This window comes from Luteimonas endophytica (assembly GCF_029887875.1).
Lineage (GTDB): Bacteria > Pseudomonadota > Gammaproteobacteria > Xanthomonadales > Xanthomonadaceae > Luteimonas > Luteimonas endophytica.
In genome coordinates, this window is the sequence record NZ_JARXRM010000044.1 from 136736 (window position 1) to 161839 (window position 25104).

A 25104-nucleotide genomic window follows, 5' to 3' on the forward strand; every position below is an offset into this window, starting at 1 on the left:
GGCAGTTGTCGGCGTCTAGCCTAGCGCGGCGCGCGCCGGCGTGGATGTACCCGGCGCTGCATGCCGGCGGCCCGCAGGGACGCGTTCCAGCCACCACAGCAGCGCGACCGCGCCCAGCCAGCCCAGCAGCCACGGCCAGGAGCGGCCGCGCCGCGGCTGCCCGGTCACCGCCGCACCGGCCGGGCGCATGCCGCCGCCCACCAGCGCCAGGGTGCCCTCGCGCAGCGCCGCCGCGGCCAGCCCCGGCGCCGCCTCCGCCGCCAGCACGTGGAACGGCCAGGTCCGCTCGCCCTGTCGCACCAGGTGCCAGCCGGAGGCGCGCGGCCAGTAGCCGGCGCAACGGTCGGTTCCGGCAGCGGAATCCGGAAGCAGTGTCGCCTCTTCGCCGTCCGGCGCCAGCACCTGCGCGCCGTCGGCGACGCCGCATATCGCGACACGTTCGCCCGCGCGCGGATGCGGCCCGACCCGCGGCGCGGCCGCGGCGTCGGGTCGCGCCACCACGGCGAACGCCTCGCTCCACAGCGCGGCGTGCAGCGCCTCCTGCCCCGCCAGCACCAGGCGCCAGCTGTCGACCAGGGTGGCGAGTGCGACCCGGCCGCGGCCGTACGCGCGCCAGCGCAGCCAGTCCGCGCTGGCCGGTCCGGCCTGCGCCGCGTCGGCGGCGCCGAAATCGAGGTCGCGGCGCAGCAGGGTCGGCACGGCTTCGCCCGCCGGCACCGGCGCGTCCTCGGCGGCGCCGGGATCCGGCCGTTCATCGGCGCCGCCCGCGTTCGCGCCTGCCAGGGCGAGCTCGGCCGTGGTGGCGCCGGCAGAGGGCTCGAAACCCAGCGTCCCCAGCTGCCGGCGCGTCGACTCCTGCAGCGGCCCGGTGACCCGCAGCAGCAACCCCAGCCCCTCGCGCACCGCCTCGGCGAGCCGGGCGCGCCGCGCCTGGCCGAGCCCGGCCCAGGCGCGCTCGTCCAGCACCACCAGGTCGAACTCGCGCAGCTGCGCCGGGTCCAGCGCCAGCGGCGCGTCGCCCAGCGCCACGCCGCCGCCGACCTCGATGCGCACGTGCGCGGGCAGGCCGGCATCGGCGGTCCAGCGCCGCAGGAACTTGAACTCCGGATTCGGTGCGCCGGCCAGCATCAGCACCCGCGGCGGAGATTGCGGCTCCACCCACAACGGCACCGCGAATTCTTCGAGCGTGGCGCGGTCCGCATCGCGCACGCGCAATGCGAAAGGCGCGGTGCCGGCCGCTCGCGCCGTGCCGGAAACCACGAACCGGCCGTACTCCTCCGGCCGGGCCAGGCCGATGCGGCGCCCGGCCGGATCCAGCAGTTCCACCGCACCGCCGGCGGCACCGTCGACGCGCCCGGCGATGCGGAAACTCGCGCCGGGCGCGATCCGCGCCGGGGCCCACAGCTCCGCCACCCCGGGCCTGGCAGGCGGCGGCTCGAACGTCAGCGCCAGCGTGCCCACCGCTTGCCGGTCGCGTGCCGGCAACCCCGCACCGACCACCTGCAGGCGCGCGGTGCCGGGGTGCAGGCGCAGCGCGGTGCCCAGGTCCGGCACGCGGCTCGCGTCCGCGAGCTGCGGAGCCTCCGGCAGCGCCACCAGCACCTCGCCGCGTGGCGCGGAATCGAGCTGGGCGCGGGTGGCGCCGGCGGTGAGGACAGTCATGGTGCCGGCGCGGGTCGGCAGTTCCGGCGGCAGCAGGGTGCGATACAGCAGCCACGCCGCCACCGGCTGCAGCGCCAGCAGCAGCGCCAGCCGCCAGGCGCGCGCGCGCGCCGCCGGCGCCGCGCGCCACTGCCGCAGCAGCAGCCGCGCGCATGCCAGCACCACCGCCAGCGCCAGGATCCCGGGAACGAGCGCCTGCAGGTTCATCGTGCCCGCTCCCGGTCGAGCGCGCCCGGGCCGAGCGCGTCGAGGTAGCGCCGCGCCTGCGCGTCGCCGGCCTCGCGCCGCGGTACCGCGGCCGGCGGCGGCGCCAGCGCCGTCCACAGCAGCGCGCGCAGCGCACGGCGGCAGTCGTCGCAGCCCGGCGCGTTGCGGAGCGCGTCGATCGCCGCCACCAGTGCCAGCGGATCCTCGAGGCTGGGTTCGTTGTCGCGCAGCCAGGCCTCCAACGCGGCGAGGTCGGCCGTTTCGGCAGCCGCGTCGGCATCTTCGCCAAGCGCCCGCCACAGGCGCGCCGGCACGTCGGCGTCGCGCTCGGCGGCGGCGGCCGGCAGCGCGCGGCGGGCAATGCCCTCGCGCTCGCCGCCGAGGCGGCGCGACGGGTCGATCGGCGGGAGTTCCGGCCCGACCCGGGCCAGGTAGATGCGATCGGCCTGCTGCACCTGCTTGATCAGCTCCAGCGCCCGGTACGCGTACGGCAGCGCCTCGGCCGGAGCGCCCTGGCGCAGGTGCAGTTCGGACTGCCACATCTCGCGCAGCGCGCCGCGTAGCGTTTCGCGGGTCTGCGGATCGAGCAGCGTGGCCGCCTCCGGAATATCGTGGGTATGGCCGAACTCGGCGAGCACGTCCTGCGCGCGGCCGAAGACCATGCCGCCGGGCTCCGCGCCCGCGCCGGCATGATCGTGGTCATCGCCGGGCCCCGCGGCCGCGGACGAACCGGCCGCTTCCTCGACCCCCTGGTGGATCTCCCCGCCATCGGCGTGATCGTGGCCATCCTCGCCATGGCCGGCATCGCCATCGCTTTCCCCGGCCCGCGGCTCCTGGCCGAAGTCGTCGATCGGCAGAACCGGCCCGGTGCTCGCGGCATCCTCGTGCGCATGGTCGTCGGCGTCGGCGGTCGGCAGCGGCCGCGGCCCGCCCTCGGACTCCTCGCCCAGGAACTGGCCGTAGCGCAGCCGCAGCAGCCGCTGGTCCACGCCGATCCGGTCCGAACGCGCCAGGAACGCCTCGCCGTCCAGCCGTGCCCGCTGCGCCAGCAGCGCCTCGGCATCGATGATGATCTGGCGCTGGCTGCGGAAGTACGCCGGCAGCACCTTGCGCGCCAGCCCCTCGAGGCCCGCAACGTCGGCCACCGGCTCGGCCGGCCGGCGCAGGATCAGGCTGGGGCTGCGCGCGGACTGCGGTCGCGGCGCGCGGTTGTCGCGCACCTCGAGCTGCACCACCAGGTCCTCGCCCGGCGCCAGCGCCAGCTCCGCCAGGTCCAGGCGCGCCTCGAAGCGCCGCTCGGTCCGCTCGCCGGCGCCACGCAGGGTGCGGCCGCGCTCCTCGAAGCTGATGTTCTCGCCGGTGCCGCGGGCCAGGGTGACGCGCAGCCGCGCCTCGGTCGCCACCCCGTAGTCGTCGCTTGCCTGGAACGCCAGCGCCCAGCTGCGCTGGCCGGGCTGCATCTGGGTCAGGGTGCGCTCCGGGGCCAGCACCCGGACCCGCGGCGCCCGGTCCACGATGGCGTCCAGCCGCTGCAGCGGCGGCGGCGGGCGCGCCGGCGCGCCCTCCGCCACCACCCGGTACAGGGTCGCGCGCTCGAGCACGTGGCTGGCCCGCCAGGTGTCGCCGTCGCGCGCCAGCTCCAGGCGCGCGCCGTCGTGGAAGACAAGCGCGGCCGCCGCCGGCCGCGGCGAGAAGCGCAGCGCCCAGCGCAGCCGGGAACCCGTCGGCGCCTTCGCTTCCAGGCCGTCGACTTGGCGCGCGGGCAGCGCGGTGTAGGCGGGCGGCTCGATGCGCAAGGTATGCGCGACCAACCGCGGCGCCGCGGCGCCGGCGCCGCCCGCCGCCGCGGTCTCCCGCACGGCCGCGCGCTCGCGCTCCGGCACCGGCCACAGCAGCACGCCCGCCGCCAGCGGCAGCGCCAGCAGCCAGGCCAGGAGGTTGCGGCGTCGCGACCAGGGCAGCCGCAGGTCCGGTGCGGGCGCCTCGCCCAGGCGCTGGCGCAGACGCTCGCGCTGCAGCCGCTGCAGCGGCCCGAGCGACGGTTCGCCGGCCAGCAGCAGCCCGGCGCTGTCCTCGAACTGGCGCTGTCGCGCATCCAGCCGGCGCAGCAACCGCGGCAGGTCCTCGCGCCGCAGGCGCCAGACCAGCACCGCGCCGGTCGCCAGCAGCGCCAGCGTGGTCGCGATCGCGGCAGCCGGGCCGCCGCCCGCGCGCCAGCCGACGGCCGCGGCCAGGCCGGCCAGCGGCAGCGCGCACAGCGCGACGTCGAGCGCGCTGCGCCAGCGAGCGGCGCGCAGCGCTTCGGAAAGGCGCCGGTCGGCCGCGTTCACGGCGCGCCCCCGCGGCGGCGCGAGGTCGCCAGCCAGCGTTCGGCCAGCACCAGCAACGCCACCAGCAGCGCCCACCAGGGCCGCAGCTCGCGCGGCGGTTGCGGCCATGCCGCGGCCCCGCCGAGCGGCGCGTGCTCGGCGGCGAGGGCGCGCGCAGGCGGCGGCGGGGGCGGCTCCAGCACTGCGCGCAGGCGGTGCGGGAACTCCGGTTCCAGCAATTGCGGCATCGCCGCCGGCCGCAGCGGCCGGGTCAGCCGCAACAGCCGCCCGCGTCCGGAGGCAGCGCCCTCCGCCAGCGGCATGCCGAGATCGTCGCGCCAGAGCGGCTGCAGGCGCGGCGCATCCTCGATCGTCGCCGCGGCATCGAGCAGCGCGGTGCCGCCGGCCTCGATCCAGCGCCGCACCCGCTCGGGGAGCGGGCCGGGCACCAGCCACACCAGCACCTGGCCGGCCGCCGGCAGCGCGGCGTCCGCAGCGCCGGCAGCCAGCCGCGGCTGCGCGCCGTCATCGCCGTGCCACGCCTGCGCGGCCGCGCGCAGGTAGCGCAGCGCGGGAGCGCGCTCCGCCGCATGGCGCACCACCAGCACCGGTGGCCGCCGCGGCGCCACCGCCGGCGCCGGCATCGTGCCCGGCAGCACCCGCCAGTCCACCGCGCGCGAAAGCCGCGGCCGTTCGGCATCGACGCCGGACAGGCGCTCGGGCACGAGCACGGTGAGCGCGGCCTCGGCGGGCAGTTCGGCGTCGAGCTGGCGCAGCAGGCTGGACAGCGCCACGGACCCGCGCGGCTCGGGCTCCGCCAGCGGCGGAAACCCCGGCGCCAGCCAGCGCCGGGAGATCTCGTCGCCGCCATCCGCGGCGACCGCCCCGGCCAGCGCCGCCGGCTCGACGCCGGGGGCGGCGACGATCCAGCGCGTCGCCGCCGGCGCGCCGTACAGCACCGGACGCGCCAGCCATAGCGCCAGCATCGCCAGCAGCAGCAAGCGCAACAGCAGCAGCGGCCATTCGTCGAATCGCACGCGATGCCGCGGCTTCGGCCGCTGGCGCAGCCAGCGCAGCGCCGCGAATACCGTCGGCCGCTGCTCGCTGCGGCGCGCCAGGTGGATCGCCAGCGGCAGCAGCAGCGCCGCCAGGGCGGACAGTGCCGCGGGCAGCAGCAACCCGAAGCTCATGCGCCCCCCGGTTCCCGGCGCGCGCCGAACAAGCGCCGCAGCGGTTCGTCGAGCGGCCGATCGAGCACGTACCCCGCGTGACGGATCCCGGCGGCGTCGAAGCGCGCTTGCAACGCGCGCTGCGCCGCGCCGAAGCGCTGCAGGAACTCGTCGCGCAGCGCGGCACCGTCCCCCAGCAGCTCCTCGCCGGTCTCCGGATCGATGAAGCGGCGGCCCTCGCGGAACGGGAAGTCGCGCTCCTCCGCGGTCAGCACCTGCACCGCCAGCACCTCGCGCCGCGCCGCGGCCAGGCGCTCGGCCAGCGCCACGCAGTCCCCGTCGAAGCAGTCGGACAGCAGCACCACCATATCGTCGGGCGCCACCCGCTCCCAGACCGGCGCCAGGCGCTCGGGGTCGGGAAATCCGCCGTCCGCGGTCACGCTCCGCAGCGCCAGCAGCAGCCGGTCGCGCTGGCGCGGACCGGTGCCCGGCGGGACCAGCTGCGGGCCGGCCGCGCGCAACGCCACCAGCCCGCAGGCGTCGCCCTGGGCCATCGCCACCTCGGCGATGCAGGCGGCCAGCGCCCTGGCGGCGTCGAGCCGCGTCCATTCGGGACGGCCGGCGTCGGCCTGGCCCATCGACGCGCTGGCATCCACCAGCACCCACACCGTCAACGGGCTCTCGCGTTCGGCCTCGCGCACGAAGAACCGGTCGCTGCGCGCGTACAGCTTCCAGTCGATCTGGCGCGGCTCGTCGCCCGGGTCGTAGGCGCGGTACTGGGCGAACTCCAGCCCCGCGCCGCGGCTGCGGCTGTGGTGCGCGCCGATGCCCCGCCCGCCGGCCGCGCGCCGCGGCCGGATCCGCAGCGCGCGCAGCCGCGGGCGGACCTCGGGCGGGATCGGGTCGTACACGCGGTCGCCGCTCAGGCGTCGGGGAACGGCACGTCGCGCAGCAGCCCGGCGATCACCGCGTCGGCGTCGACCTGCTCCGCCTCGGCGGCGAACGACAGCAGCAGGCGGTGGCGCATCACCGGCGCGGCCAGCGCCTGCACGTCCTCGCGGGTGGCGGCGAGGCGCCCGCGCAGCAGCGCGCGCGCCTTGGCCGCCAGCACCAGCGACTGGCCGGCGCGCGGGCCCGCGCCCCAGCGCACGAAACCGCGCACCGCCTCCGTCGCGCCCTCGCCGGGGCGGCTGGCGCGCACCAGCCGGGTGATCCAGGTCAGCAGCTCCTCGCCGACGTGCACCTCGCGCACCAGCGCCTGCAGCGCCAGCACCTCCTCGCCGCGCATCACCTGCGGCACCTGCGCGGCCGCCGCGCCGGTGGTCTGCGCCAGGATCGCGCGCTCTTCGGCTTCGTCGGGATAGGCGACCCGGATCTGCAGCAGGAACCGGTCCAGCTGCGCCTCGGGCAGCGGATAGGTGCCGGCCTGCTCGATCGGGTTCTGCGTGGCCAGCACGAAGAACGGCGACGGCAGGGCGTGGGTGACCCCGGCATAGCTGACGGTCCGCTCCTGCATCGCCTCCAGCAGCGCCGCCTGGGTCTTGGGCGGGGTGCGGTTGAGCTCGTCGGCCAGCAGCAGGTTGGTGAACACCGGCCCCTGCTGGAAGCGGAAATGGCGATGACCGGTGCCGTGGTCCTCCTCCAGCAGTTCGGTGCCGAGGATGTCGCTCGGCATCAGGTCCGGGGTGAACTGCACGCGATGGAAGTCCAGCGCCAGCGCCTGCCCGAGGGTGCGCACCAGCAGCGTCTTGCCCAGGCCGGGCACCCCCTCGAGCAGGCAGTGGCCTCCGGCGAACAGGCCGATCAGCAATTGCTCGACCACGTCGGCCTGGCCGACCACGGCCTGCGCGATCGCCTCGCGCAGATCGCCGAGGCGGGCGAGATGGGTCTGAACGTCGGTTTCGGAAACGATGTCGGTCATGCGGGGTCCGGGCTGAGTGGTGCGTTTCCCGCCCCGGGCGAGAGATCGCCGACGGGCGCGTGAGGCGGCAGTGCCGCCACTTCGGTCGCTCCCACGGCCGGCACCGGGGTCGCCGGCGCGCAATGCCGGGTCACGAGGTCAGGGCGTACATGACGATGTTGACGGCGAACTTGGTGTTGTCCTCGGCCAGGAAGCGCTTGTTGCGCCAGTCGTAGTCCCATTCGCAGCCGTAGTCCTTGTTGCTGTAGAGCACGCCCAGGCGCCGGTCGGTCTCGATGCCCTGCAGGTAGTCGTGGATCAGGTCGTCGCCCCAGCCGTTGAGCTCGTAGCTGGTCGCCGGCGGGCCGTCCGGAAAACGGAAGAAGCTGCGGTACAGGGCGTGGTCGTTGGGCAGCCTGCGCAGCGCCCGCGGGCCGAAGATCGCCGCCATCTGCGCCGCGAACGACTTGGCGAACAGACCGTCGATATCGTGGTTGCAGTCGTCGGCGAAGACGAAGCCGCCGCTGCGCACGTAGCGCTCGAAGTTGCGGCGCTCGGCCGGGTTGAACTCGACCAGCTTGTGCCCGGCCAGATAGCAGAACGGCGCCTGCAGCATCGCCGGGTCGGCCAGGTCCACCACCCGCTCCTCCGGATCCACGCGCAGGTTGGTGTAGTCGATCAGCGCGGTGATGACGTTGGAGGGCATGCGCGCGTCGACGTCCCAGTCTCCGGAGTCGTAGCGCAGCCGGGTGAACCAGAAGTCGTACGCGGCGGCGGCGCGCAGCGGCGCGGGCAGCGCGGCGAAGGCGGCCCCACCCAGCGCCAGCCGCAGGAATTGGCCGCGCGTCATGGGTGCCCCGTCCCGCCGCTTCCCGCGACCCGCGGAAGACGGCGGGAGCCTAGGACCGGCACTGAGCCGCGCGGCGCATCGCTACACCGCGTCCGACAGCGAGGTGAAGGTGAAATCGCGCAGCTTCATCGGCGGCAGCATCATCACGAAGCTGGACTCGTCGCCGGCGACCCGCACCGGGCGGCCGAGCTCGTCGATGTTGTTGAGCATGATCACCGGCGACTCGTTGAAGCGGAAGTTCTTCACCGGGTACTTGAGCTCGCCGTTCTCGATGTAGAAGGTGCCGTCGCGGGTCAGCCCGGTCAGCAGCACCGTCTGCGGATCGACCATGCGGATGTACCAGGTGCGGGTCACCAGGATGCCGCGGTCGGTGCCGGCGATCAGCTCCGCGGTGGACTTGTCGCCGCCCGCCATCAGCAGGTTGCCGGGCCGGCCGACAGCGCGCTTGCCCTGTTCCTTGGCCCAGAAGCGCGAATAGTCGAGCGCCGCCACCTTGCCGTCCTCGATGATGGCCATGCGCTCGCGCGGCAGGCCCTCGCCGTCCCAGGGCAGGACCGGTGCGTCGGCGTGCCACGGGTCGGAGACGATGTTGACCCGCGGATCGTAGACCTGCTCGCCGAGCTTGTTGCCGCCGCCCTTCTTCGACAGGAAGCTGCGGCCCTCGTCGGCGGTACGGGCGTCGAAGAACCGCATCATGAACGAGACCAGGCCCGCGGCCGCGGCCGGTTCCAGGATGACCGTGTACTTGCCCGGCTCCAGCGCGCGGGCCTCGGCCGATTCGCTGGCCTTGCGCATGGCCACGCGGATGTCGCGCGAGGCCTGGAAATCGCTGGCGTCCTTCAGGTTGCGCCCGACCCAGCCCGAGCCGCGGCCGTCCTCGGTGCGCACGGTGCAGGTGTAGTTGAAGTTGGTGGTCTTCTGGTAGCCGAAGTTGCCGTTGCTGTTGGCGAACGCCTGGAAGCCCTGGCCGTCGTCGAGGAACCCGGCGGCCACCAGGTTTTCCTCGCGGCACGGGGCGATCGAGTCGGCCGCCACCTGGGCGCGGAACTCCGGGGTGATGCCCGCGGTGGACTCGCTGAAGGTGGGACTGGGGCGGTACTCCTGCTTGCCGATCGCCGGCATGAACTCCGGGTTCTCCGGCGCCAGCCGCGCCAGGTCCTCGGCGCGGCGCACCACGCGCTCGAGCGCGGCGTCGTCGAACTCGTTGACCGTGGCGGTGCCGACGCGCCGGCCGAACGCCACCTGCACGCCGAGCTCGGCGTTGGTGACCAGGCCGCTGGTGGAGACATTGTTGAGCGCGAAACGGATATTGCCGTCGATCGAGCCCGCCAGCGTCGCGGTGCATTCGTCGGCGGTCGACAGGGCGATGACCTTGTCGAGGATGGCCTTGGCTTGCTCTTCGGTGAAGATGGTCATGTGCTTGGAATCTCCTGGGCGCCGGTCAGCCGAGCGAGCGGGCGGTGTTGATCACGTTGATGCCGTTGAAGCGCGCGGTGGCCGAGCCGTGCGAGACCGCCGAAACCTGGCTGGGCTGGCCCTTGCCGTCGAAGAACGAGCCGCCGAGGCGGTAGTCGCTCTCGTCGCAGATCGCGGCGCAGGCGTTCCAGAACTCCGGGGTGCGGATCTGGTAGGCGACGTCCTCGACCATGCCGGCGATCTCCCCGTCCTTGATCTCGTAGAACAGCTGCCCGCCGAACTGGGCGTTGTAGCGCTGCTGGTCGATCGAGAACGAACCGTCGCCGATGATGTAGATGCCGTTCTCGACGTCCTTGATCATGTCCGCCACGCTCAGCTCGTCCTTGCCGGCGGCCAGCGACACGTTGGGCATGCGCTGGAACTGCACGCTGGACCAGGAATCGGCATAGCAGCAGCCGTCGGACTCGGTCTTGCCGAGGATGTGCGCCTGGTCGCGGATGGTCTGGTAGTCGACCAGCTTGCCGTCGGCGATCAGGTTCCAGCGCTTGGTCTTGACGCCCTCGTCGTCGTAACCCACCGCGCCGAGGCTGCCGGGCTGCACCTTGTCGGCGAACACGGTGACGATGTCGCTGCCGTACTGGAAGCGCTGCTCGCGCTTGTCGAGGGTGGCGAAGCTGGTGCCGGCGTAGTTGGCCTCGTAGCCGAGCACCCGGTCCAGCTCGAGCGGGTGGCCGATGGATTCGTGGATGGTCAGCCAGGTGTGCGAGGGATCGAGGACTAGGTCGTACTGGCCGGGCTTGACCGAGGGCGCCTTCAGCTTCTCCTGCGCCTGTTTGGCGGCGGCCACCGCGTCCTCGCGCATGTCGTAGGACATGCCGTACACGACCACGCCGTTGGGCAGCGTGGTCTTGCCGGAGGCGGCGCCGTCCAGGTATTCGAAGCCCATGCCCATCGGCGATGACAGGCCGTCGCGAGTGCGGAACTTGCCGCTCTCCTTGTCGATCGCGGTCACCGTCATCGGCGCCCAGATCCGGTGCACGTCCTGGTCGATGTAGGAGCCGTCGGTGCTGGCGAAGTACTTCTGCTCGTTGACCAGGAACAGCATCGAGTTGACGAAGCTGGCGCCGGCCTCCAGCGCCGCGGCATTGACCCCGAGCAGCAGGTCCACCTTGTCCGCGACCGGCACTTCCATCGCGTTGCGGCGGATCGGCGTGCGCCACGACACCTCGCCCACGCCCTGCACCGGCGCCAGCCGCACCGGCTCGGTCTGGATCTTCGCGTTGGCCTTGGCGATCGCGGTGGCCTGCCGGGCCGCCTCCGCCACGCCCGCCTCGGTCAGCGTGTTGGTGGCCGCGAAGCCCCAGGCGCCGCCGGCGATCACCCGCACCCCGACGCCGGTGGACTCGGTGCTGACCACGTTCTGGACCTTGTCCTCGCGGGTCATCACGAACTGGCGCAGGTAGCGGCCGATGCGCACGTCGCAGTAGCTGGCGCCGTCGCCGCTGGCCGCGTTCAGCGCGGCATCGGCCAGGCGCTTCTTGAGCGCGGGATCGAAGGTCGACAGCAGCTCCTCGGCGGCGATCGCGCGGCCGAAGTACGAGGGCAGGACCAGCCCGCCCAGTCCGAGGCCGCCGAGGGCCAGGAAGTCACGTCGTTGCAAGGCAGCTCTCCCGTGATGGCGCCGCGGCGCGCAGGCGGCCGGGCTGAATGGGTTGCGGAGGCACGCGCGACGTCCGTCGCCATGACCATTCGATTCTTGCCGCCAGCCGCAGGGGCGTCAAATGACTTTTGGCATAGACGCGAGCGCAAGCGCGCGGCCGGCCCGCCCTACCCCAGGTTGCGCGCGGTGTTGATGACGTTGACGCCGTCGAAGCGGGTCGTCGCCGTGCCGTGCGAGACCGCCGAGACCTGGCTGGGCTGGCCCTTGCCGTCGAAGAACGAACCGCCGAGGCGGAAATCGCGCTCGTCGCAGATCGCCGCGCAGGCGCCCCAGAACTCCGGGGTGCGGATCTGGTAGGCGACGTCCTCGACCATGCCGGCGATCTCGCCGTCCTTGATCCGGTAGAACAACTGCCCGCCGAACTGGGCGTTGTAACGCTGCTGGTCGATCGAGTACGAGCCGCGACCGAGGATGTAGATGCCGTTCTCCACCCCCGCGATCATTGCCGCCGGATCCAGCGGCTCGCGTCCCGGCGCCAGCGACACGTTGGGCATGCGCTGGAACTGCACGCTGGACCAGGAATCGGCGTAGCTGCAGCCGTGCGAGCGCTCGTGACCGAGGATGTGGGCCTGGTCGCGGGTCGCCTGATAGTCGACCAGCACGCCGTCGCGCACCAGGTCCCAGCGCCTGGCCTTGACGCCCTCGTCGTCGTAGCCCACCGCCCCCAGGCTGCCCGGCTGCACGCGATCGGCGAAGAAGTTCACCCGCTCGCTGCCGTAGCGGTAGCCCTGCTCGCGCTTGTCGAGGGTGGCGAAGCTGGTGCCGGCGTAGTTGGCCTCGTAGCCGAGCACCCGGTCCAGTTCCAGCGGGTGGCCGACGTTCTCGTGGATGGTCAGGAACAGGTTGGTGGGATCGAGCACCAGGTCGTACCTGCCGGGCTCGACCGAGGGCGCCTTCAGCTTCTCCTGCGCCTGCCTGGCGGCGGCCACCGCGTCCTCGCGCATGTCGTAGGATCCGGCGTACGCGACCACCCCGCCGGGCAGCTGCACCCGGCCGGCCGCATCGCCGTCCAGGTACTCGTAACCCAGCCCCATCGGCGAGGCCAGGCCGTCGCGGGTGCGGAACCGGCCGCTCCGCTTGTCGATGGCGGTGACGGTGAACGGCGCCCAGATCCGGTGCACGTCCTGGTCGATGTAGGAGCCGTCGGTGCTGGCGAAGTACTTCTGCTCGTTGACCAGGAACATCCGCGAGGCGATGAAGTCGGCGCCGGCCGCGAGCGCCGCGGCGTTGACCCCGAGCAGCAGGTCGATCTTCTCCGCGACCGGCACTTCCATCGCGTTGCGGCGGATCGGCGTGCGCCACGACACCTCGCCCACGCCCTGCACCGGCGCCAGCCGCACCGGCTCGGTCTGGATCCTCGCGTTGGCCTTGGCGATCGCGGTGGCCTGCCGGGCCGCCTCCGCCACGCCCGCCTCGGTCAGCGTGTTGGTGGCCGCGAAGCCCCAGGCACCGCCGGCGATCACCCGCACCCCGACGCCGGTGGACTCGGTGCTGACCACGTTCTCGACCTTGTCCTCGCGGGTCGTCAGCGCCTGCCGCAGATAGCGGCCGATGCGCACGTCGCAGTAGCCGGCGCCGTCGCCGCTGGCCGCGTTCAGCGCGGCATCGGCCAGGCGCTTCTTGAAGGCGACGTCGAACCGCTCCGGCAATGCCTCGGCGGCGATCGCGCGACCCATGAACGGCGGCAGGACCAGGCCGCCCACGCCGAGGCCGCCGAGGGCGCCGAGGGCGAGGAAATCACGTCGTTGCAATGGGCGTCTCCAGGAAGTGCGCCGGGCGCGGCGCCGGCAACCGGGCCGGTCGCGTCGGCCCGCATTCTTGCCCCGCCCCCTCCGACCGTCAAACCACGGCTTGCGGCACATGCGCCGGGCCCCGCCCGCCCCTATGCTGCCCGGCTGACCGCCCCGGAGCCCACCCATGCGTCATCGCCTCCTCGCCCTCGCCCTGCTCGCCGCGCTGTCGGCCTGCCAGCGCAGCGAAGCGCCCCCTGCCGGTTCCACGGCGCCCGCTCCCACCGAGGCCGACGCTGCGGTCGACGCGGTCGCCGACGCGCGCTTCGCCCAGCTCTCGCAGCGCGCCCTGGACGGCTGGTTCGCGGTTTCGCCGGTCTCGGCCACCCAGATCGGCGACCATCGCTACGACGGCGAACTCGACGACCTGAGCGCCGAGGGCCGCGCCCGCGCGCTGGAACTGGCGCGCGAGCTGCTGGCCGAACTGGACGCGATCGATGCCGCGCGCCTGTCGCGCGAGAACCAGGTGGACGCGGCGATCCTGCGCAACCAACTGGAAGGCGAGATCTGGACCGCCGAGACGCTGCAGTCGTGGGCCTGGGATCCGCTGCTCTACAACAGCCTGGCCGGCGGCGCGATCTACGGCCTGATGGCGCGCGAGTTCGCGCCGCTGCCCGAGCGCCTGCAGTCCGCCACCGCGCGCATGGAGAAACTGCCGGCGCTGTTCGCGCAGGCGCGCGAGAACCTGGACCCGGCGCGGGTGCCCAAGATCCACGCCGAGACCGTGGCGCAGCAGAACCGGGGCATCCTCGCCCTGGTCGACGAGTTCATTACCCCCAACCTCGACCAGCTGGACGGCGCGCAGCGCGAGCGCCTCGATGCGGCCGTCGCGGGCCTGCGCGCGGCGGTCGCCGAGCACCAGACCTGGCTGGAGGAGACCCTGGTACCGAACGCGGCCGGCGACTTCCGCATCGGTGCCGGGCTGTACGACCAGAAGCTGCGCTTCGCGCTCAATTCCGAGCTCACGCGCCAGGACATCCGCCAGCGCGCCGAGGCCGACATCGCCCGCGTCCGCGACGAGATGTACTCGATCGCCCGGACCGTGCTGAAGGACGCGCCCGGCGCGCCGGCGCTGCCGGAGCGGCCCGACGACGACCAGCGCCAGGCCGCGATCGAGGCAGCGCTGGAGCTGGCCTATGCAGAGAAGCCGGGGCGCGAGGAGGTCGTCGACTTCGCCAGGCAGACCCTGGAGCAGGCCACCGCCTTCACCCGCGAGCACGACCTGGTGACGGTGCCGGACGATCCGGTCCAGATCATCCTGATGCCCGAATTCCAGCGCGGCGTGGCGGTGGCCTACTGCGATTCGCCCGGCCCGCTCGACAAGGGCCTGGACACCTACTACGCGATCTCGCCGATCCCCGACGACTGGAGCGACGAGCAGACCGATTCGTTCCTGCGCGAATACAACGACCGCATGATCCATCTGCTCTCGATCCACGAGGCGATGCCGGGCCACTACCTGGAGGGTGCGCATTCGGTGAAGCACCCCTCCACCCTGCGCGCGGTGCTGCGCTCGGGTCCGTTCGCGGAAGGCTGGGCGGTCTACACCGAGGACATGATGGCCGACGCAGGCTATCTCGGCGGCGACCCGCTGTTCCGCCTGGTGCAGCTGAAGTTCTACCTGCGCGCGGTGGCCAACGCGATCCTCGACCAGGGCGTGCACGTGGACGGCTGGGACCGCGAGCGGGCGATGGAGCTGATGGTCCGGACCACCTTCCAGCAGGAGCGCGAGGCGGCCGGCAAATGGGTGCGCGCCCAGCTCACCTCCGCGCAACTGCCCACCTATTTCGCCGGCGCGCAGGAGCATTTCGACATGCGCCGCGCGGTCGAGCAGGCGCGCGGCGAGGCGTTCGACCTGAAGGCCTACCACGACGAGGTCCTGGCCACGGGCGCGCCGCCGGTGCGCTTCGTGCGCCAGCTGATCCTGGACGAACCGATCCGCTGACCCCGGCGAGCTGCGTTCGCCCCGGGGCGGGACGGTCGGCGGGGTTGCGATGTCGCGAGTTCCATCGCTCCCATCGGGCGCTTCGCGCCTGCACTTCGCGGGGGTGGCGGCCGCATCCGTCCGGGCGCCGCCTTCGCAGCGCAGGGACGCGGCGTGCGTTAAGGTCGGCGGGCCGCGACCGGGCAACCGGCGCGCGGCCGACGCGGCATCCGCCGCTGGCCGCCGCCGCCATGCCGCCATGACCCTGCCCAAGCGCCCCGCCGTACCGATCGCAGCCGTGCCGGGCAGCGTGCTGCGCACCGTGGAGCGTTGGCACGGGTCCGGCCGGCTGCGCCACGGCGACCACGTCGCCGAGGAGGTGCCGGTGGCGCTGGTCTGCAACGGGGCGCCATTCGCGGTGATGATGGCGACGCCCGCGGACCTGGAGGACTTCGCCATCGGCTTCGCGCTCAGCGAGGGGATCGTCGCGGCTGCCGCCGACGCGGCGATCGAGGGCGTCGAAGAGCGCGTCGAAGGCATGGAAGTGCGCCTGTCGATCCCGGCGGCGCGCGCCGAGGCGCTGCTGCAACGGCGCCGCACCCTGCCCGGGCGCAGCGGCTGCGGGATCTGCGGCAGCGAGCTGCTGGAAACCGCGCTGCGCCAGCCGCCGCCGGTGGCCGCGGGGCTCCGGGTCGAAGCCGCGGCGGTGCGGCGGGCGCTGCGCGAACTGGCCGCGGCGCAGGCGCTCAATGCCTTGACCGGCGCCACCCACGGCGCCGGATGGGCCGATGCCGAAGGAGGCCTGAAACTCGCGCGGGAGGACATCGGCCGCCATAACGCGCTGGACAAGCTCATCGGTGCGATGCACCGGGGCGGCGAGCGCCCCGACCGCGGCTTCCTGGTGGTCACCAGCCGCGCCAGCTACGAGATGGCGATGAAGGCCGCCAGCGCCGGCATCGGCCTGATGGCGGCGATGTCGGCGCCCACCGCGCTGGCGATCGCGGTGGCCGAACGGGCCCGGCTCACGCTGCTGGGCTTCGCCAGGGACGACGGCCATGCCGTGTATGCGCACGGTTGGCGCCTGCTCGACTCAGGCGGCTGAGGCCGCCACCGCCACCGTTTCCGTGGCCGGGGCCGGCCGGCCGATCAGGTACCCCTGGGCGTGGTCGCAGCCGAGTTCGCGCAGCAGCGTGAGCGTGGCCGCGTCCTCCACGCCTTCGGCCACCACCTCCAGCCCGAGATGGTGGGACAGGTCGATCATCGAGCCGACCAGGCGCCGCGAACGGCGGTCCTCGGTCATGTCGGCGACGAAGCTGCGGTCGATCTTCAGCTCCCCCGCGGGCAGCTGCCGCAGGTAGGCCATCGACGAGTAACCGGTGCCGAAGTCGTCGATCGAGATGCCGACCCCGGCGTCGCGCAGCGCCGCCAGCAGCGCCTGGCAGCGGGCGACGTCGCGCATCAGCGCGCTCTCGGTGACTTCCAGCACCAGGCCTTCCGGCGGCACCTCCCAGAAGCGCAGCAGGTCCAGTACCTGCGGCACGAATCCGGGCAGCTGCAGCGCGGCGGCCGACAGGTTGACGTTGACCCGCACCGGGCGGCCGGCGCGACGCATCTGCGCGACCTGGCGCAGGGCGACATTGAGGCTCCAGCGGGTCAGCTCGCCGATCAGGCCGGTGCGTTCGGCGGCACCGACGAAGTCCGGCGGCGCCACCGGGCCGATGCGCGGGTGCGCCCAGCGCGCCAGCGCTTCGTAGCCGACGACGCGCTCGGCACGCAGGTCCAGGATCGGCTGCAGGTACAGCTCCAGGCGGTTGCCGGCGAGCGCGTCGCGCAGCTCTTCGTGGGTGAACTGCGCGGCGATCGCGGGCCGCTGCCAGAACGCGAACCCCTCGCCGCCCGCGAGCGCGTCGTCGCAGGCGCGGTCCGCGCGCCGGCACAGCTGCTCGGGATCGTCGCCGTGGTCCGGGCACAGCGCCGCGCCCACCGCGATCGAAGGCTGCACCTGCCAGCCGTCCAGCGACACCGGCTGCTGCAGGGTCCGCACCAGCTTGGCTCCGGCCAGCGCAGCATGCTGCCGGCTGCGCAGCGCGGGCAGCAGCAGCAGGAAGTCGTATTCGCCGATGCGCAGCACCGCGTCGTGCGGGCGCAGCGCCGCGACCAGCGCGGCCTCCATCGCCGCCGCCACCCGCTCGCCGACGGCGTAGCCGAGCGCCAGCTCGGTCTCGCGCATGCGCTGGCTGCGCACCACCAGGACTCCGAGCGCGCCGGGGCCGGGGCGGCCCGAATCGATGGCCGCGGCCACCGCCCGCAGCACGGCGGCGCGGTTCAGCATGGGCGCGCCGCCTTCGCCCCGGGCGCCCGCATGCTCACAGGAACAGCTCGACCGGGTCGAGCCCGTAGGCGCCCGGCGGCAGCGGCGCCGCGATCCGGACCGCGACGTCGCGGTCGCCCTGCATCATCAGGTCGAGCGTGCCGAAGTCGCGCAGCGGCTGCTTGTCGGGGGCCGTCAGCAGCATCACCCTGGGCATCAGCCGCCGCGCCGCGTTCTGCGCCATCACGATGGCCACCTCGCCGCTGCTCAGTTCCACCAGCGAGCCGACCGGGTACACGCTCATGCACTGCATGAACTGCTCCACCACCTCGGCCGAGTACAGACGATCGCGGCCGCGGTAGAGTTCCTGCAGCGCCACGTGCTGACCGGCCGCCTTGCGGTGCGGGCGGTCGCTGGTCATGGCATCGTAGGAGTCGATCACCGCGGCGATGCGCCCCAGCAGCGGGATCCGCTCGCCCTCCAGTCCGCCCGGGTAGCCGCTGCCGTCGATGCGCTCGTGGTGGGTGCGGATCATCTCGCGCACGTGGGCCGGGACCGCGGCGCTGTCGTCCAGCACTTCGAGCGCCCTTTCAACGTGGGCCCGCACCGCGCCCATCTCGGCAGCGTCGAGCGGCCCGGGCCGCGCCAGCAGTTCCGGGGCCACCTGCAGCTTGCCGATGTCGAGCAGCAGCGCGCCGCTGGCCATGTCGACCAGCAGCGGTTCCGGGAAGCCGACGTGGCGGCCGAACGCCGCCGCCAGCGCGCTGCAGTTGAGCGCATGGCCGTACTCGTAGGCGCCGCGCGTGCGCAGGCGGTCGATCCACAGGAAGGCGTCGACGTTGCGCACCATGCTCCGCACCATCGGCTCGACCGCGCCGCGCACGTCCTCGGGCGAGATCCTGCGCCCCTCGCGCACATCGTCCAGGATCCGGCCGGCCAGCCGCGCCGCCTGCGCCTGCGCGTCCCGCGCCTGCGGCAGCTCGGCGTCGAAGCTGGCCAGTTCGGGATAGACGCGGCTGTGCTGCAGTGCCTCGATCTCGTGGGCGGCGTAGGCGCGCCCCGGGGCGCCGCCCACGGCCCGGGCGGCCGGCGCCACCCCGAGCAGGACGTCGACGTAGACCCAGCTGCAGTGCCGCGCCAGGGCATCGATGTCGGCCTGCGAGCGGATCGCCACGCCCTGCAGCGGGAACGGCGTGCCCTCCCACTGCCGGTCGAGGCGGCAGACGTACATGCCCTCGGTGAGATCGGCCACCGCGACCCGGCACTCTTCGACTTTCAATCCGAACTCCCGGTTGATGCCCACGGCCGGCCCGCCGCAGCGGCGGTGGCGTGCCCCGCCCGGTGCCGGCGCATGCGCTGCGCCGCCCAGACCGGCGTCCCGCGCTACCGCCACGGTATCGACCGCCGCTGCCAGGCCTTGAGCACGCCGTATTGCGTTCTTCCGGCCCCGCACTAGGATGAAACACCGCCCCGCCGAGGAACCGCGATGACCTCCCGCCGCGACTTTCTGAGCTCCGCCTCGCTCGCAGCCACCGGCCTGGCGCTGGCACCGCTGGCCGCCTGCGGTCGCGAGGCGGCGCCGGCGCCGGCGCCGGCGCGGGCCCGGGCCGCGCCCGCCGCCGCTGCGGCACCGGCCGCCGCGGCCGCGACCGACGCCGGTCCGCTGATCGCCCGCCTCGTTCCCGCCACCGGCGAGGCGCTGCCGGTGATCGGCGCCGGCACCTCGGGCAGTTACGAGGTGCCGCTGGATTCCCCGGAGTTCGAGACCCTGAAGGAGACCGTCCGGGTGTTCTTCGAGGGCGGCGGCAGCGTCTTCGACACTTCGCCCAACTACTCCAACGCCGAGGAGGTGCTCGGCGCCCTGCTCGACGAGGGCGGCTGGCGCGACCGCTGTTTCCTCGCCACCAAGATCGCCGCCGACGACCGCGCCGCGATGGAGGCGCAGTGGGCCGGGTCGCTGCGCCGGCTGCGCACCGACCGCGTCGAGCTGCTGCAGGTGCACAACCTGCGCGCCTGGGAAATCGCCCTGCCCTACGCGCGCGAACTCAAGGAGCAGGGGCTGACGAAGTACGTCGGCCTGACCCACTACCTGGAGAGCGGGCACGCCGAGCTGGAACGCATCATGCGCGCCGAGCGGCCGGACTTCATCCAGATCAACTATTCGGTCAGCGCGCCGCAGGCCGCCGAGTCGCTGCTGCCGGCGGCGCAGGAACTGGGCGTGGCGGTGCTGATCAACCGCGCCTTCGACGATGGCAAGCTGTTCGCGCAGGTCGAGAACAGGCCACTGCCGGACTGGGCGGCCGCGGTGGGGGTCGGCTCCTGGGCGCAGATGTTCCTGAAGTTCGCGCTCAGCCACCCCGCGGTGACCGCGGTGATCCCCGCCACCGGCAAGCCGCATCGCCAGCGGGACAATCTGCGGGCCGGCGTCGGCCCCCTGCTCGAGCGCGAACAGCAGGACGAACTGCTCGCGCTGTTCGCCTGATCCGCGTGGAGAATGCGCGCCCGGACCGCCGCGGCGCCTGTCTGTCGCGGAGGCGAACCAGCCAGCCGTTGACGGGCTTCGGGTCCGGGAATTCCCCGCACGCCGGGCCCGCTCGAACGAGACGGCAGGCGCGCGGGCAGCCGGCGCATGGCATCCTCACGCCACGCACGCCGCGGCGAAGGAATAACGCATGGGGAAGGCAGGAATGGCGATGCTGCCGCAAAGCCTCCAGGATCACCGCGTTCGCGCAGCGGACGGGCGCAGCGTGCTGGACGGCACCGTGCACTGGGAACCCGTCCGCTCGCTCTGGCTGACCGCGATGGCGGTCGGCGCGGTGGCCGGAGGCGCACTGACCTTCCGCTGGAGTGCGTTCGCGCTGTTCGTCGCCTCCACCGCTGCGATGCTCCTGCTGGGGCACTCGCTCGGCATGCACCGCAAGCTGATTCACGACAGTTTCCAGTGCCCAAGATGGCTGGAGTACTTCCTCGTCTACTGCGGCGTGCTTGTCGGACTGGCGGGCCCGCTCGGGCTGCTGCGCACGCACGATCTGCGCGATTACGCGCAACGCCTGCCGCACTGCCACGACTATCTCGGGCACGGGCGTTCCCTGTTCCTGGACGGGTGGTGGCAGCTGCACTGCGAGCTGCGGCTGACGCGGCCGCCGCGCATCGAGCTCGAATCGCGCGTCGCCGGCGATCCGGTCTACCGCTTCCTGCAGCGCACGTGGATGCTGCAGCAGCTGCCTTGGGCGCTGCTGCTGTGGTGGTGGGGCGGCTGGGCGTTCGTGTTCTGGGGCGTGTGCGCCCGGGTGACGGTGGGGGTCTGCGGGCACTGGCTGGTGGGCTGGTTCGCACACAATCACGGCCCGATGCCCCAGCAGGTCCGCGGGGCCTGCGTGCAGGGCCGCAACGTGCGCTTCGCGTCGCTGCTGACGATGGGCGAATGCTGGCACAACAACCATCACGCGTTTCCCGGTTCGGCCAGGCTCGGGCTCCACCCCGGCGAATGGGATCCCGGCTGGTGGGCGCTGATGGCGCTGCAGCGGATGGGCCTGGCCTGGGACATCCGCCTGCCAGACGATCTGCCGCATCGGTCCGAGCTGGTTGGAACGGCGCCGGCGCGCGGCCGTGCGCCGGCTGGCGCCACCGCCGACGCACAGGCCTGCAGGAGCCTTCACCGATGAGCGAAGACGAGACGCCCGGCCACCGACAGCCTGGAGCGCCCCCGGGCGAACCGGCAGCCCCCGTCCGGCTGCGCGACTCCCTGCCGTTCCGGCTGCCGTGGCCGATCCTGGCCGGCGCCGGCGTCGGCTTGGTGCTGCGGCTGTTCTTCAGCGCATCGCCGGGACAGGCGTACTCGGCGATGGCCGGCAGCTTCATCCTCCTGACCCCCATCGTGGTCGGGGCGGTGACCGTCTACGCCGCGGAACGGCAGCGGCGCCGGAGCTGGCGCTATTATTTCTTCGCGCCGTTCCTGGCGAACGTGCTGTTCGTCGTCGGCACCCTGCTCATCCTGATCGAAGGCTGGATCTGCGCGATCCTCATCGTTCCCCTGTTCGCCACGCTCGGCGGGCTCGGCGGGCTGGCGATGGGCGCGATCTGCCGCTGGACACGCTGGCCGCGGCACGCGACCTACAGCATCGCCGTGCTGCCGCTGCTGCTTGGCGCGTTCGAGCCGGGCACCGGCCTGCCGCGGCGGCTCGACGGCGTGGAACGCACCGTCGTCATCGCCGCCCCGCCGGCGGAGGTCTGGAAGCAGATCCACCACGCCGATGCGATTCGCCCCGAGGAGGTCGACCGCGGCTGGATGTATCGCATCGGCGTGCCATTGCCGGTCTCGGGCATCACCGGGGAAACCGCCGAGGGCCGGGTCCGCCGCATCCGCATGGGCAAGGGGATCCGCTTCGAGCAGGTGGTCACCGAATGGATTCCGGAGCGCCGGGTCCGGTTCCGCTACCGCTTCGACGCGGACTCCATCCCGCCGCGCGCGCTCGACGACCACGTCCGCATCGGCGGCGACTATTTCGATCTCGGCGATACCATCTACACGCTGGAACCGACCGGCGACGCCACCAGGCTGACCCTGCGAATGGACTACCGCGTCAGCACCCGCTTCAACTGGTACGCCGAGCCGCTGGCGAAGCTGCTGATCGGCAATTTCGAGGACACCGCACTCGAGTTCTACCGCCAGCGCAGCGAAGCCGCGGTCGGGGCCGCGGGATCCGTCGCGCCGACGCCGGAAGCACCGCATCCCGCCGGATAGCCGGCATTCCCGCGCGCTGTCGCCAGGCAGCGCTCCCGAACCGCGATGGAGGCCTGTATGCGCGAGCGGATCGCTGGACTGTTCAACCTCCGCCGCGAGGAGATCGCGCCGGTGCTCGTGGCCGCGGTGTTCTTCTTCTGCATCCTGACCGCGCTGATGATGCTGCGCCCGGCGCGCGATGCGCTGGGCATGGAACGCGGCATCGAGAGCGTGCGCTGGCTGTTCATCGGCACCGCCCTGGCGACCCTGCTGGTCAACCCGGTGTTCGGCTGGCTGGTCGCCCGCTTCCGTCGCCTGCACTTCATCTCCGCGACCTACGGCTTCTTCGTGCTGAGCCTGGTCGGCTTCTGGGCGCTGTTGCAGTTCGCACCCGGCGCCGTGGGCGAGCGCAGCGGGCAGGTGTTCTACGTCTGGTTCAGCGTGTTCAACCTGTTCGTGACGATGGTGTTCTGGGCGCTGCTCGCCGACCGTTTCTCCAGCGAACAGGCCAAGCGCTTCTTCGCCCTGATCGCGGTCGGCGGGACGCTCGGCGCGATCTTCGGGCCCTGGCTGGCCTCGCGGCTGGCCGGCCCGCTGGGAACGCCGAACCTGCTGCTGGTGGCGGGGCTGTTCCTGACGCTGGCGATCGCCCTGGCCTGGCTGCTGGTGCGGATGCGGCCGGATCGCGGGCAGGCCACCGGCCCGGCGACCGCCCTGGCCGAGGAAGCGGTGCGGATCGGCGGCAGCGCCTGGGCCGGGGCCCGCGCGGTGTTCTCCTCGCCGTACCTGCTGGGGATCGCCGGCTACGTCGTCATCATGACCATCGTGGCGACCTTCATCTATTTCACCCGGCTGCAGATGGTGGCGGCCGCCGAGACCGATCTCGATGCCCGCGCCGGCTTGCTCGGGAGCATCGACATGTGGACCCAGGTGGCGGTCCTGGCGCTGCAGCTCACGCTCACCGGCCGCATCATCAGGCGGCTGGGCCTGGCGTTCGCGCTGGCGCTGCTGCCGATCGCGATGGCGATCGGCTTCGTGGGGCTGGCGATCTACGGCTCCTTCGCGGTGCTGATCCTGCTCGAGGCCACCAACCGCGCGGTACAGCGCGGCCTGACCCGGCCCGCGCGCGAGACCCTGTTCACCGTGGTCGGCCGCGAAGACAAGTACAAGGCGAAGGCCTTCATCGACACCTTCGTGTACCGCGCCGGCGACGTGATGGGGGCGCAGACCGAGGGCCTGCTCGGGCGCCTGGGGCTGGCCCTGGGCGGTCTGGTCGGCGTGGTGGTTCCGCTGGCCGTGGTCTGGGCCGCGCTCGGCCTCTGGCTGGGGCGGGCGCAGGGGCGGCGCGCCGACGCGCCGGCCGCGGCGCCCGGCACGCACGCCTAGGGGACGGCCGGCCCGGGCCGGGGAATTCGCCCGTCCCGGCCCGGAGGGCCGCGCCGGAACGGCCGGGTCGTCCTGGGTTCGACGGTGTCATCCCGGTGGTCGTTGTAGGTGAGGAACTTGCGGTGCAGCCTGGCGACGGTCTCGCGGTAGGCGGGCAGACCGGACAGGTCGTGCTCCTGGGCCGGATCGGCGGCCAGGTCGTACAGTTCCCTCGCGCCCGCCTTGTCGTCGACCACCAGCACCAGGCTACCCTCGCGGATCGCGCCTTCGTAGGCGTCTCCGCCCTGGTACAGGGCGAACTCGCGCAGCGGCTCGTCCTCCGGCTGGCGCCCGGTGAGGACCGGCAGCAGCGACACGCTGTCCAGCGCCTGGTCCTCCTGCATGTCCTGGCCGGTCAGCTGGTACATGGTGGCCACCCAGTCCTGGCCCATGATCAGCTGGTCGGACACGGTCCCGGGCGGGACGACCGAGCCGCCGGCGGTGCCGTCGCCCCACCTGGCGATGAACGGCACGCGGTGGCCGCCCTCGTAGACGGAGGCCTTGTAGTCCCGGAACGGGCCGTTGTTGTCGTGCGCCGGATCGCCGTAGTGGGCGACGTGCGGCCACAGTGCGCCGTTGTCGCTGGTGAAGAAGATCAGGGTCCGATCGGCGATGCCCTCCTCCTCCAGCTTGGCGACGATCCTGCCGACCTGCAGATCGAGTTCGTACAGCACGTCGGAGGTCATCGCGCCGGTCCGGCCGTACACCTGCTCGTCGATGGTGGACGGATCCCCGTCGAAATCGAACGGCGGCGAATGCGGCACGTGGATCGCCTGCGAGGCGAAATACAGCAGGAACGGCCGCTCGCGCCCGCGCTCCCGGTTCTCCTCCACGTGCCGGTCGATGAAGTCCACCGCGGCGTCGGTGAGCCGGATCCCGGCCTGGCTCGAATCGTAGTCGACATCGCCGCGCGCCGGGACCTTCGCCGCCTCGACGATTTCCGACAGGCCGTTGCCGCTCACCAGGTAGAAGCCGTCCTCGAGCAGGCGGGTGCTGGAATTGTCGGCGGGCCTGGCGGGATCGACCGGCGCGAAACGCCCGTTCTCGAAATAGGCGTAGGGCTCGTGCTGGATGCCGCTGGGCAGCCCGAGCCAGTAGTCGAAGCCGTGGCGGTCGGGACCGTCGCCGATCCCGCGGCTGAAATCCATGGTGTTGAGCGCGTTCTTGTCGCGGATCACCCGCCCTTCGCTGTCGTAGACGTCGCCGCCCAGGTGCATCTTGCCGAAGAAGGCGGTGCGGTAGCCGGCGGCGCGCATCACCTCGCCGACGGTGATGTGGCGGCCCGCGCGAGTGCGCGCGCCGTTATGGCTGAAGCCGGAACTGTTGTTGATGTCCCAGCTGCCGCCGGGGCGGCCGTTGCGGTAGGGATGGCTGCCGGTCATCAGGCTGAAGCGCGAGGGCGCGCACAGGGCGGCCGGCGAATGCGCATCGGTGAAGCGCATGCCCTGGCGGGCGAGGCGGTCGAGATTGGGCGTAGGGACCTTGCCGCCGTAGGCGCCCAGGTCCCCGTAACCGACGTCGTCGGCGAGGATGAAAACGACGTTGGGCGCGCCGCTCCCGGGCGGCGGTTCGTCCCCGGCGGTGCCAGCCTGGGCGCCCGCCATCAGCAGCGCCGCCAGCGACATCGCCGCGCCGATGCCGGCGCCGGCGTTCGCCAGCCCGCGGCGATTTACCGGATCCGTCGCCCGGCTCGGTGGT

At 73.1% G+C, this 25104-nt stretch carries 18 protein-coding genes; 6 read left to right on the plus strand and 12 right to left on the minus strand.

The genetic code is table 11. The annotated features are described in order from the left end of the window. Positions 1–15 precede the first annotated feature (15 nt). From QFW77_RS15770 to QFW77_RS15810, 9 genes are all read right to left on the minus strand, one after another. A complete protein-coding gene (locus QFW77_RS15770; protein WP_280575749.1) occupies positions 16–1869 on the minus strand; it encodes a carboxypeptidase regulatory-like domain-containing protein in 1854 nt (617 codons plus the stop codon). Beyond that, complete coding sequence (locus QFW77_RS15775) at positions 1866–4199, minus strand: hypothetical protein (RefSeq protein WP_280575750.1); 2334 nt, start codon at positions 4197–4199, stop codon at positions 1866–1868. Before QFW77_RS15775 ends, QFW77_RS15770 begins: the two co-directional genes overlap by 4 nt. Next, on the minus strand, positions 4196–5368 hold the full coding sequence (locus tag QFW77_RS15780) for a BatA domain-containing protein (RefSeq protein ID WP_280575751.1): 1173 nt from the start codon (positions 5366–5368) through the stop codon (positions 4196–4198). Before QFW77_RS15780 ends, QFW77_RS15775 begins: the two co-directional genes overlap by 4 nt. Further along, positions 5365–6258 (minus strand): DUF58 domain-containing protein, encoded by an 894-nt coding sequence (locus QFW77_RS15785; protein ID WP_280575752.1) that lies wholly within the window; start codon positions 6256–6258, stop codon positions 5365–5367. The genes QFW77_RS15780 and QFW77_RS15785 overlap by 4 nt, the downstream gene beginning before the upstream one ends. An 11-nt stretch (positions 6259–6269) precedes the next feature. After that, positions 6270–7268, minus strand: coding sequence for an AAA family ATPase (locus QFW77_RS15790; protein ID WP_280575753.1), 999 nt, complete (start codon positions 7266–7268; stop codon positions 6270–6272). 130 nt (positions 7269–7398) lie between these two features. After that, the gene (locus QFW77_RS15795) at positions 7399–8097 is read right to left on the minus strand and encodes a DUF4159 domain-containing protein (protein WP_280575754.1); all 699 of its coding nucleotides are present in this window, start codon (positions 8095–8097) and stop codon (positions 7399–7401) included. Positions 8098–8178: 81 nt separating this feature from the next. Beyond that, a complete protein-coding gene (locus QFW77_RS15800; protein ID WP_280575755.1) occupies positions 8179–9513 on the minus strand; it encodes a TldD/PmbA family protein in 1335 nt (444 codons plus the stop codon). Positions 9514–9538: 25 nt separating this feature from the next. Then, complete coding sequence (locus QFW77_RS15805; RefSeq protein ID WP_280575756.1) at positions 9539–11173, minus strand: TldD/PmbA family protein; 1635 nt, start codon at positions 11171–11173, stop codon at positions 9539–9541. 167 nt (positions 11174–11340) lie between these two features. Further along, entirely contained in the window at positions 11341–12984 is a 1644-nt protein-coding gene (locus QFW77_RS15810; RefSeq protein ID WP_280575757.1) for a TldD/PmbA family protein, read from the minus strand. Between the two features lie 166 nt (positions 12985–13150). Between QFW77_RS15810 and QFW77_RS15815 the strand changes: the two genes are divergently transcribed. Beyond that, a complete protein-coding gene (locus QFW77_RS15815) occupies positions 13151–14968 on the plus strand; it encodes a DUF885 domain-containing protein (protein ID WP_280575758.1) in 1818 nt (605 codons plus the stop codon). Positions 14969–15206: 238 nt separating this feature from the next. Continuing rightward, entirely contained in the window at positions 15207–16049 is an 843-nt protein-coding gene (gene fdhD / locus QFW77_RS15820; RefSeq protein WP_280575759.1) for a formate dehydrogenase accessory sulfurtransferase FdhD, read from the plus strand. Here the strand turns inward: fdhD and QFW77_RS15825 are convergent. Both QFW77_RS15825 and QFW77_RS15830 read right to left on the minus strand, forming a co-directional pair. Beyond that, positions 16038–17279 (minus strand): putative bifunctional diguanylate cyclase/phosphodiesterase, encoded by a 1242-nt coding sequence (locus QFW77_RS15825; RefSeq protein WP_280575760.1) that lies wholly within the window; start codon positions 17277–17279, stop codon positions 16038–16040. The genes fdhD and QFW77_RS15825 overlap by 12 nt on opposite strands. Positions 17280–17313: 34 nt before the next feature. After that, on the minus strand, positions 17314–18537 hold the full coding sequence (locus QFW77_RS15830; RefSeq protein WP_280575761.1) for an HD-GYP domain-containing protein: 1224 nt from the start codon (positions 18535–18537) through the stop codon (positions 17314–17316). Positions 18538–18744: 207 nt separating this feature from the next. On the opposite strand from QFW77_RS15830, the gene QFW77_RS15835 reads away from it, so the two are divergent. From QFW77_RS15835 to QFW77_RS15850, 4 genes are all read left to right on the plus strand, one after another. After that, entirely contained in the window at positions 18745–19740 is a 996-nt protein-coding gene (locus QFW77_RS15835) for an aldo/keto reductase (RefSeq protein ID WP_280575762.1), read from the plus strand. A 190-nt stretch (positions 19741–19930) separates the two neighbouring features. After that, positions 19931–20923, plus strand: coding sequence for an acyl-CoA desaturase (locus tag QFW77_RS15840; RefSeq protein WP_280575763.1), 993 nt, complete (start codon positions 19931–19933; stop codon positions 20921–20923). After that, positions 20920–22002 (plus strand): SRPBCC family protein, encoded by a 1083-nt coding sequence (locus tag QFW77_RS15845; RefSeq protein WP_280575764.1) that lies wholly within the window; start codon positions 20920–20922, stop codon positions 22000–22002. The genes QFW77_RS15840 and QFW77_RS15845 overlap by 4 nt, the downstream gene beginning before the upstream one ends. Before the next feature lie 57 nt (positions 22003–22059). After that, positions 22060–23367 carry an NTP/NDP exchange transporter gene (locus QFW77_RS15850; protein ID WP_280575765.1) on the plus strand — a complete coding sequence of 436 codons (1308 nt, stop codon included), beginning with the start codon at positions 22060–22062 and terminating at the stop codon, positions 23365–23367. Here QFW77_RS15850 and QFW77_RS15855 read toward each other — a convergent pair. Continuing rightward, positions 23364–25031: a sulfatase family protein gene (locus tag QFW77_RS15855; RefSeq protein WP_280575766.1), complete on the minus strand. Its 1668-nt coding sequence runs from the start codon at positions 25029–25031 to the stop codon at positions 23364–23366. The genes QFW77_RS15850 and QFW77_RS15855 overlap by 4 nt on opposite strands. Positions 25032–25104 lie beyond the last annotated feature (73 nt).

Coding starts and splice junctions, on each gene's coding strand:
- QFW77_RS15855 (WP_280575766.1), bottom strand. CDS start 25,031: ATGTCGCTGGCGGCGCTGCTGATGGCGGGCGCCCAGGCTGGCACCGCC.
- QFW77_RS15835 (WP_280575762.1), top strand. CDS start 18,745: ATGACCTCCCGCCGCGACTTTCTGAGCTCCGCCTCGCTCGCAGCCACC.
- QFW77_RS15840 (WP_280575763.1), top strand. CDS start 19,931: ATGGGGAAGGCAGGAATGGCGATGCTGCCGCAAAGCCTCCAGGATCAC.
- QFW77_RS15825 (WP_280575760.1), bottom strand. CDS start 17,279: ATGCTGAACCGCGCCGCCGTGCTGCGGGCGGTGGCCGCGGCCATCGAT.
- QFW77_RS15770 (WP_280575749.1), bottom strand. CDS start 1,869: ATGAACCTGCAGGCGCTCGTTCCCGGGATCCTGGCGCTGGCGGTGGTG.
- QFW77_RS15845 (WP_280575764.1), top strand. CDS start 20,920: ATGAGCGAAGACGAGACGCCCGGCCACCGACAGCCTGGAGCGCCCCCG.
- QFW77_RS15790 (WP_280575753.1), bottom strand. CDS start 7,268: ATGACCGACATCGTTTCCGAAACCGACGTTCAGACCCATCTCGCCCGC.
- QFW77_RS15815 (WP_280575758.1), top strand. CDS start 13,151: ATGCGTCATCGCCTCCTCGCCCTCGCCCTGCTCGCCGCGCTGTCGGCC.
- QFW77_RS15795 (WP_280575754.1), bottom strand. CDS start 8,097: ATGACGCGCGGCCAATTCCTGCGGCTGGCGCTGGGTGGGGCCGCCTTC.
- QFW77_RS15780 (WP_280575751.1), bottom strand. CDS start 5,368: ATGAGCTTCGGGTTGCTGCTGCCCGCGGCACTGTCCGCCCTGGCGGCG.
- fdhD (WP_280575759.1), top strand. CDS start 15,207: ATGACCCTGCCCAAGCGCCCCGCCGTACCGATCGCAGCCGTGCCGGGC.
- QFW77_RS15850 (WP_280575765.1), top strand. CDS start 22,060: ATGCGCGAGCGGATCGCTGGACTGTTCAACCTCCGCCGCGAGGAGATC.
- QFW77_RS15800 (WP_280575755.1), bottom strand. CDS start 9,513: ATGACCATCTTCACCGAAGAGCAAGCCAAGGCCATCCTCGACAAGGTC.